Annotated in this window: 10 protein-coding genes; 8 read left to right on the top strand and 2 right to left on the bottom strand. The window is 44.4% G+C overall.

Annotation, left to right across the window (positions count from 1 at the left end; genetic code table 11):
* The 8 genes from K8S13_RS25070 to cbiD all read left to right on the top strand — a co-directional run.
* Positions 1-1404 (top strand): ABC transporter substrate-binding protein (locus tag K8S13_RS25070; protein WP_291466495.1); only part of this gene is annotated, 1404 nt, incomplete at its 5' end.
* Positions 1392-2348 (top strand): ABC transporter permease, encoded by a 957-nt coding sequence (locus K8S13_RS25065; RefSeq protein WP_291466493.1) that lies wholly within the window; start codon positions 1392-1394, stop codon positions 2346-2348. The genes K8S13_RS25070 and K8S13_RS25065, both read left to right, overlap by 13 nt.
* Positions 2345-3163: an ABC transporter permease gene (locus tag K8S13_RS25060; protein WP_291466491.1), complete on the top strand. Its 819-nt coding sequence runs from the start codon at positions 2345-2347 to the stop codon at positions 3161-3163. Before K8S13_RS25065 ends, K8S13_RS25060 begins: the two co-directional genes overlap by 4 nt.
* Positions 3160-4020 carry an ABC transporter ATP-binding protein gene (locus K8S13_RS25055; protein WP_291466489.1) on the top strand — a complete coding sequence of 287 codons (861 nt, stop codon included), beginning with the start codon at positions 3160-3162 and terminating at the stop codon, positions 4018-4020. The genes K8S13_RS25060 and K8S13_RS25055 overlap by 4 nt, the downstream gene beginning before the upstream one ends.
* Complete coding sequence (locus K8S13_RS25050; RefSeq protein ID WP_291466488.1) at positions 4017-4721, top strand: dipeptide/oligopeptide/nickel ABC transporter ATP-binding protein; 705 nt, start codon at positions 4017-4019, stop codon at positions 4719-4721. The genes K8S13_RS25055 and K8S13_RS25050 overlap by 4 nt, the downstream gene beginning before the upstream one ends.
* A 64-nt stretch (positions 4722-4785) precedes the next feature.
* Positions 4786-5403, top strand: a complete 618-nt coding sequence (locus K8S13_RS25045; protein WP_291466486.1) for a precorrin-8X methylmutase — start codon at positions 4786-4788, stop codon at positions 5401-5403.
* Positions 5400-6821 (top strand): cobyrinate a,c-diamide synthase, encoded by a 1422-nt coding sequence (locus K8S13_RS25040; protein ID WP_367172903.1) that lies wholly within the window; start codon positions 5400-5402, stop codon positions 6819-6821. Before K8S13_RS25045 ends, K8S13_RS25040 begins: the two co-directional genes overlap by 4 nt.
* The gene (gene cbiD / locus K8S13_RS25035) at positions 6811-7896 is read left to right on the top strand and encodes a cobalt-precorrin-5B (C(1))-methyltransferase CbiD (RefSeq protein ID WP_291466485.1); all 1086 of its coding nucleotides are present in this window, start codon (positions 6811-6813) and stop codon (positions 7894-7896) included. Before K8S13_RS25040 ends, cbiD begins: the two co-directional genes overlap by 11 nt.
* On the opposite strand, the gene K8S13_RS25030 is transcribed toward cbiD, so the two are convergent.
* Entirely contained in the window at positions 7888-8019 is a 132-nt protein-coding gene (locus K8S13_RS25030) for a hypothetical protein (RefSeq protein WP_291466484.1), read from the bottom strand. The genes cbiD and K8S13_RS25030 overlap by 9 nt on opposite strands.
* Positions 7995-8338 (bottom strand): energy-coupling factor transporter transmembrane protein EcfT (locus tag K8S13_RS25025; protein ID WP_291466483.1); only part of this gene is annotated, 344 nt, incomplete at its 5' end. The genes K8S13_RS25030 and K8S13_RS25025, both read right to left, overlap by 25 nt.

Genomic DNA, 8338 nt, shown 5'->3' with positions numbered 1-8338 from the left:
GTTATTTCCGGATTTATCTTTACCCGGATGGGATGTATAGAGACCCTTACAATCTCCGACGGAAAAGGCGGGATCGAACCAAAACTTGCAAAACAATGGCGTGTATCCAAGGATAATATGACATGGACCTTCACCCTCAGGGACAATGTCCTGTTCCACGACGGAACCTTGCTAACAGGAAAAGCCGTCGTAAAAGCCCTGGACAGGGTCCTTACAAAGAAAAAACTTTTCAAAGGCACACCGGTTGAATCGGTCACATCCAAAGGACGGAATATAATCATCAAAACATCCAGCCCGTTTGCCGCATTACCTGCCTATCTTTCCCATTACAGCACAGGGATTATTGCACCGGCAGCCTATAACGATGACGGAAGCGTCGCTAAAATTATCGGCAGCGGTTTTTATAATCTTGTTTCTACAAACAATAAAACCGTTTTTGATTTCGAAGCGTTTGACAAATACTGGGGCAAAAAGGCGGCTATTCAAAAAGCCCGCTATCTTGCCGTACCCAACGGCGAAACCCGGGCCCTCATGGTGGAATCGGGTGAAGCTGATATTTCCTTAACCCTTTCAGCCACTGCGGCCGAACGTCTGCAAAAAACATCAGGAGTTTCTATAATCAGCACGGCCATACCACGCGTAAGACTGCTAAAACTCAATACAAATCTTGACTTTTTCGATACAATTGAAGAACGTCTTGCCCTTTCCCTTGCCATTGATCGCAAGGGAATTGCCAAAGCAATTTTAAAAAATCCGAAAACAGCAGCAACCCAGCTCATGCCGGAAGTTTCCATGTGGCACAATACCCAGCTGAAACCCCTTGTATATAACCCGGAAAAGGCATGCCGTCTTCTTGAAAAAGCCGGATGGAAAAAAAATGCAGCCGGCATCCATGCTAAAGGCAGCAAGGAATTTGCCTTTGAGCTGATCACATATTCAAGTCGTCCCATGCTGCCTGTTGTTGCAGAAGCTCTTCAGTCACAATTCGCTGCTGTCGGCATACGCATGAAGATATCTGTCGGAAAATCTACTCAGATTCCGGCCCGTCACAAGGACGGCACAATAGAAACCGCACTTTTGGGTCGAAACTTCGGTCTGGTTCCGGACTCTGTGGGTACGATTAATGCCGACTTTGGTCCTGTTGGTTCAAGGGGTTCCTGGGGCGCATCAGGCTGGGACTCTTCCGAACTGAACAAACTTATCGATAACTACCTTAATGCCTTCAATGAAAAAAAAGCATCTAAAATAAGAAAAAAAATAACAACGATTCTCCAGAAGGAACTCTCTGTAATTCCTATATCCTGGTATGATCACCATGTGGCGGTAAGCAATGGTATTACCGGAGTTAAACTGGATGCATTTGAACTTCGGCCCTATCCAGAAGGGATAGAATGGTCAAAATAGTTAAAATTCTCCGCACTCACCTTTTCCACGGGGTAGCTGTAGGCCTTGTTGTGTCCAGCTTAAGTTTTGTTGTTGTTAATCTGAGCCAGGGAGATACCGCGCTTGAAATCGCCATAGCCCGGCACGGCACTACTCTTACAAATGAGGCTCTTGTCGAGCAGATCCGTATTGAGGAAAAGCTCGACCAGTCCCTCTGGATTCAATATGCGCGGTGGATCGGACGTACATTTACCTTTGATTTGGGCAGGTCTCTTGTCAGCAAAGAAAAAGTCGTTGATCTGCTGTTGTACCATTTTCGCCATACCTTAGTGCTATCTCTGGCTGCCATGCTGATTTCTCTTATCATCGCCCTCCCCTGGGGAATTTTCTGCGGCATTTATCCGGGGGGGAGCTTTGACAATATCTCCGGTCTGGTATCCAGCGCGCTTGTTGCAGTTCCATCTTTTGTAACAGGCATCCTGCTTATACTGGCACTGTCAATAAAGCTGCAATGGCTCCCCGTAGCCGGATTTTTTACATTGCGCCACCTGGTTTTGCCTGCCGCAACCCTTGGTATCGGCCTGGCTGCTTTCTCAAGCCGGGTTGTCGCAACAGCCATAGTTGATGTACGCAAAGCATTCTTCTATCAGTTTGCACGGATGAAAGGATTGACTGAAACCCGTGTGCTCTTTGGGCATGGAATTAAAAATGCTTCAATCCCTGTTATTACTTTTATCGGCCTGCAGACGGCACACCTGCTTGATGGTGTGGTGGTGGTTGAAACCCTTTTTGCCTGGCCTGGAATCGGCAAGCTGATTTTAGACTCCATTCTCGCCCGTGACATCCCTGTGGTTCAGGGAGCCGGTTTGCTTATCGGGTTTATATATGTCGCTGTTAATGCAACGGTTGACCTGATATGCATTGCCTTGGACCCGTGCCGGCGCGATCTTGAGGCAATTCAATGAAAATAATTGCAACCCTTCCGAAAAACAGCCGAATGCAGATTGCGACAGGCGCTTTTATTTTACTCTCTATAGCTTTATTTTCAATAATCGGACCTTATTTCACACCTGATCCTTTTTCTCAAAATCTTTCCTGCGTTTTTACTGATCCGTGTTCCGAATATCTTCTTGGATCAGACCATCTTGGCCGAAGCGTTGTTGCCCGTCTGGTAAAAGGCGGTGCAAATACTTTATTTAATACATCTGTGTGTGTTATCGGATCGGTTTTAATTGGAGTTCTCCTGGGTTTGTCTTCCGGATGGTATGGCGGTTTTATTGATACGGCAATTATGCGGCTTGTAGATATTACCATGTCCTTTCCCGGAATCCTTTTGGCACTTCTGATTGCAGGACTCATCGGAGGCGGACAGATAGCAGTCGTTGGCGCCCTGACAATAACCGGGTGGCCCGACTATTGCCGCATCACCAGGGCAATTACCCAGAATGTAGTATCCCGTCCCTACGTAGAAGCCGGAGTACTTGCCGGTTTTTCCGGACAATTTATCCTGAAAAAATATGTTTTTATTGAAATATTGCCCCAAATTGCCGTATTGGCCACACTTGGATTCGGCCGCACAATTTTAAATATTTCCTCCCTGGGATTTCTGGGTATAGGGCTTGCTCCTCCCGAGCCCGAATGGGGTGCCATGATCGCCGAAAGTCTGCCCTACCTTCGCCAGTCACCCTATCTGGTGCTCGCTCCGGCAGCCGCTGTGTCCTTCACTGTTTTCAGTTTTCTTCTTGTCGGTCAACCCCTGGCACGGGCCTTAAAAAAATGAACGAAATACTCCTGAATATAACTAATCTGTCTATATCTTCGATTTCTGAGCACAAAACGCTTGTCAAAAGCGTTAGTTTCTCTATCCGGCAAGGAGAGCCCTTTACATTAATCGGTGAAACCGGCTGCGGTAAAACACTTATAGCCCAGGCCCTGACCGGTGCGTTGTCCAAAGATCTTTCAGCAACCGGATGTATTGAATTTGATGGAATGAATCTTGTCAAACTTTGCCAAAAAGAAAAACGAAAACTCTGGGGGAAAAAAATGTTCCTTCTTCCCCAGGAACCAGGGCTTGCACTCAATCCCAGCATGCGTGTTATTAAGCAGGTTGCTGAAGTTTTAACATATCTCAAAGGTCAACAGCCAAAGAATGCTCTAATCAATGCCGGCACACTTATTTCCGAACTTGGCCTGTCTTCGTCCCGTGACGGCAGGCATTACCCTTTTCGACTTTCCGGAGGAATGAAGCAGCGGATACTTCTGGCCATTGCTCTTGCAATTCCTGCTGAATTCATTGTTGCAGATGAACCTACAAAAGGCCTTGATGCCGACCTGAGGGATTCTGCTGTAAAATTATTGCAAAACCTTGTGGAGCGGGGAAAGACTTTGCTGTGTATCACCCACGATCTATCAGTTGCACGCGATCTCGGTGGCCATATTGCAGTAATGTATGGCGGTTATATAATCGAAACAGGCCCGGCCGAAAAGGTGCTTGATTCCCCAGTGCATCCGTATACACGGGGCCTGATCAAAGCTGCTCCTGAAAACGGCATGGAACCTATACCCGATCATGTATTGAACTCAATGAAAACAGCCTGGAACAATTCCGATTCAAAGCAAATAGAGGCCTGCTCGTGAACCATTATAAATACTGCATTCAGGCTGAAAATCTCTCAAAATCTTTTTGCAGAAAAGGTGAAAAAAAAAGAAAACTTTTTTCCGGGTTTTCCATTGAAGTTAAACCAGGTGAAATCGTAGGTCTTTCCGGGCCTTCAGGATGCGGGAAAACAACTCTCGGAGACATCCTTCTAGGTTTAAAACGCCCGGATACGGGAAAAATATTCTGGAACGGAAATGGTATTAATGGGTCGGACAGGAACAGCCGCATGTCCTTGCGCCCATATTTCCAGAAAATATACCAGGATCCGCCCACATCCTTTCCTCCTCACCAGACAATTAAAGAAGCTCTTACAGATGTTGTAAAAAACAAGAACCCCGTCGACAAAAAGGCTATGATCAATCAAAGGATTTTAGCAGCAATTAAAGATGTTGACCTTGATAAAGAGCTTCTCAATCGATATCCCAGACAACTTTCCGGTGGAGAAATACAGCGGTTTGCATTGTCACGGGTTCTGCTACTTAAACCGATATTTCTCGTGGCTGATGAACCGACTTCAAGACTTGATTTATCCGTTCAGGCTAAAATAGTCCGCCTTCTCATCCGGCTTGCAAAAGAACGCCGGATGGGCGTGCTGTTCATCAGCCACGATCCAGCACTCCTTAGAGTTGCCTGCAACAAGGTTTTATCCCTTCAGGTGCCAACCTCTTTTAAGTTATAGGAAAAAATGGTATTTAAACAGAACATGGATATTGGCAACCATCCTTAACTACGGGTAATATATAATGAAACCGCAAGAAATAGAAAATTTGAGCTTTAACATCATTGAACAGGAAGCAAAGGATCACGCCTTTACTGAAGACCAGTGGCCCATTGTCAGACGGATGATCCATACATCAGCAGACTTTGAATATATCAACACCATCAGATTTTATCCCGATGCCGTTCAAAAAGGGATTGCTGCCATACAAAGGGGATGTCAAATTATTACAGACACCAATATGGCCCGGGTGGGGATCAGGAAAAAAGAGATTCATGAATTTGGCGGCAGGATAAGTTGTCTGATCGCGGATAAAGCGGTTGCAAAGAAAGCAAAGGATTCCGGAACCACAAGAGCCCTTGCAGCTGTGGATATGGCCTGTGAGCAAATGAAAGATGGCATTTATGTAGTGGGCAATGCCCCAACCGCTCTTTTAAGACTGATTGAATTGATAAAGAATAAAAAAGTAAGTCCGGCGTTAATTATCGGATTTCCCGTCGGGTTTGTAAATGCAGCAGAATCCAAGGATGAGTTGATGGCCCTTGATTTTCCCTATATTACCAACAAGGGAAGAAAAGGCGGATCAAATATTGCGGCAAGCATTGTCAATGCCCTTGCCATTATGGCAGCCGAACAACAATAAATAAAACACCGGAGGAAATTATTAAAGGATTTGTCATTGGTGCCACTGGAAGCGGAACCGGGAAGACCACCATCAGTTTGGCTATTTTGGCCTATCTTGCTGACCAGGGATATAAAGTGGCCCCTTTTAAAGTGGGCCCGGATTTTATCGATCCCGGCCATCATACCAAGATTGCAGGAAAAATAAGTTTTAACCTGGATTCCTGGATGCTTTCCAGGCAATATAATACCCGGATTTTTAACGAGAATACAAAGGGTTCGGATATTGCTGTAGTTGAAGGGGTTATGGGACTTTTTGACGGCATTGACGGCTTGTCGGAAGCAGGGTGCACCGCCCAGATGGCCAAATGGCTGGACCTGCCTGTTGTGCTCATCGTCAGTGCTAAAGGAAAGGCCAGAAGTGCGGCAGCCATTGTACAGGGGTTTGAAAATTTTGATAAGGACCTGAAAATTGCAGGTGTCATCTTCAGCAAGACAGGAAGCCTGCGGCATTATGACTATCTGAAAAAAGCGGTTGAACAAAATTGCAGAACAAAATGTCTTGGGTTTATGCCGAGAAATGATAGTATTGTTATGCCGGAAAGGCATCTGGGACTTGTTACGGCCGATGAGCTTGATATAGGAAAAAATGTTCTTTCAACGCTTACGTCAATGGTCAAAGACCATATGGATATGAAGGGTTTGATCAATAGTCTTGATGCTTTTGAATCCGCCGAAAACACTGAGCCTGAAATATCAGAATTTTCTGAAGAACAGGGTCCGACCATTGCTGTTGCCAGGGACAAGGCTTTTTGTTTTTATTACCAGGATAATTTAGATATATTAAAAAAATTCGGGGCAAAACTAGTTGAATTTTCACCTTTAAATGACGACAAGTTGCCACAGAATATTGACGGAATCTATTTTGGCGGGGGATATCCCGAAGTGTTTGCAAAAAAATTGTCTGAAAAAAACAAGCTTTTGCAGGAAATCAAAAAACAAAGTGTTTCCGGCATGCCCATTTACGGGGAATGCGGTGGATTCATGTTCCTTTGCAACAAACTATCCAGCATGGATGAAATGCAAAAATATCCCATGTCCGGCTGTTTTGATTTGAATGTTCAGATGTCAAAGCGCCTCAGGTCCCTTGGGTACAGGGAAATCACTTTAAAACAAGATACCATTATCGGGAAAAAAGGGGATGTGCTGAGGGGGCATGAATTTCACTATTCTTCCCTGGAAAATTATGACGGCAGCATATCCAATGTATATCACGTGACTACACGGGCAGGGCAGGATATCTCCCTTAAAGGATACCAGGTATCCAACACCCTGGGCAGTTATCTTCATATCCATTTTGGCAGCAATGAAGGATGTGCAAAACATTTTGTAGATACTTGCAAATGGTTTAAGGAAAAAAAAAATAAAGATGTCATCTAAAACACTCAAAAAAGGATTTACAACCGGTGCAGCTGCAGCTGCAGCTGTTAAAGCCGCCCTGCTCTCTTTTTTCTCTAAAGCCCCCAAATCAGTTGAAATTCATTTTTTAACCGGTGAAAAAAAACAAATTAATGTCCTATCCGTAAAAAAAATATCTGAAAATAGAGTTGAAGCCCTTGTCATCAAAGATGCGGGAGATGATCCGGATATCACGCATAAAGCACAAATTGGGACCAAGGTAACCCTGTCTGATTCAAATGAAATTATAATAAATATTACTGGCGGAAAAGGGGTTGGAACAGTGACAAAACCAGGCCTTGAATTACCGGTGGGTGAGCCTGCCATTAATCCCGGGCCAAGGGCAATGATCCAAAACTCGGTGGAGGAGGTCTTTGCCCGGTTTAATATTCAAGATAAACAGGTGGATATTGAAATTTTTGTTCCAAAGGGTGAAGAACTTGCAAAAAAAACCCTGAACGCCCGGCTGGGAATTATGGGGGGGATCTCCATTTTAGGTACCACAGGCATTGTTACCCCCATGTCCCACGATGCGTATATTGCCACGATCAAATCAAGCATTTCAGTGGCAGCTGCCAAAGGTATAAACACGCTTGTCTTTACTACGGGCAGACGAAGTGAACGGTTTGCCATGGAGAAATTTAAAAATTTTGGTGAAGAGGCCTTTATCCAGACGGGGGATTTTTTTAAAGCATCCCTTGACATGGCATTGCTGCTGCCTGAAATTCAAACCATTATTTATACGGTTTTTTTTGGCAAGGCTGTAAAAATGGCCCTGGGATTTGAACATACCCATGCGGCAAAAGCAGAACTGACCTTGAAAAAATTATCCAAATGGGCTGTGAAAATAACAGGCAGCCGGGAGCTTGAAAGGCTGATTGCAGGTGCCAACACGGCCCGTCATGCTTTTTCATTTATCAGTCCTGAATACCCGGAACTAATCTGCCATGTAGGCAAAAAAATTAAAGAAAATGCAACAAGATTTTCAGACAATAAACTTGAAATCAGGGCTATTATCCTGACTTTTGACGGAGATATTGCTTTTGATTCAACTTGACCCCACAAGGCCGATCCTGTCCCCTTGACTGAACTCAAAACCAAGCCGATCAAAGAGTATGGATTCCCCTGGGTAGGCAAAGCTTATTCCCTCAAGTTTTATAATAGTCTTGTTGGTATCCATTGAATTACCACCAGTCCGGCAATGAATAATAGAGAGATAATTCCGAAAAGCCAATCAGATGCATTAATTTCATAGGATTCAAGTATATAGAACTTTCCCTTGAAACCACGGCAGAGCATAGCATTATAAATGCGATGTGATCGTTCATAGCTTTTAAGAATAAGCATCCCTATGAGATAGGCAAAGCTTTTATAGGTGTGCAGATTGTTCCTGGGGATAAAACAACGTATCTTCATTGCATTGGTCAGCCTTACATATTCAAGATTTATTACATGTATGTATCTATAAGAGAAATAAAATATATGGACTAGTTTGTCCG

This window comes from Desulfobacula sp. (assembly GCF_021107415.1).
The sequence above is the reverse complement of the archived record's forward strand: the minus strand, read 5'-3'. Positions and strand labels throughout refer to the sequence as shown.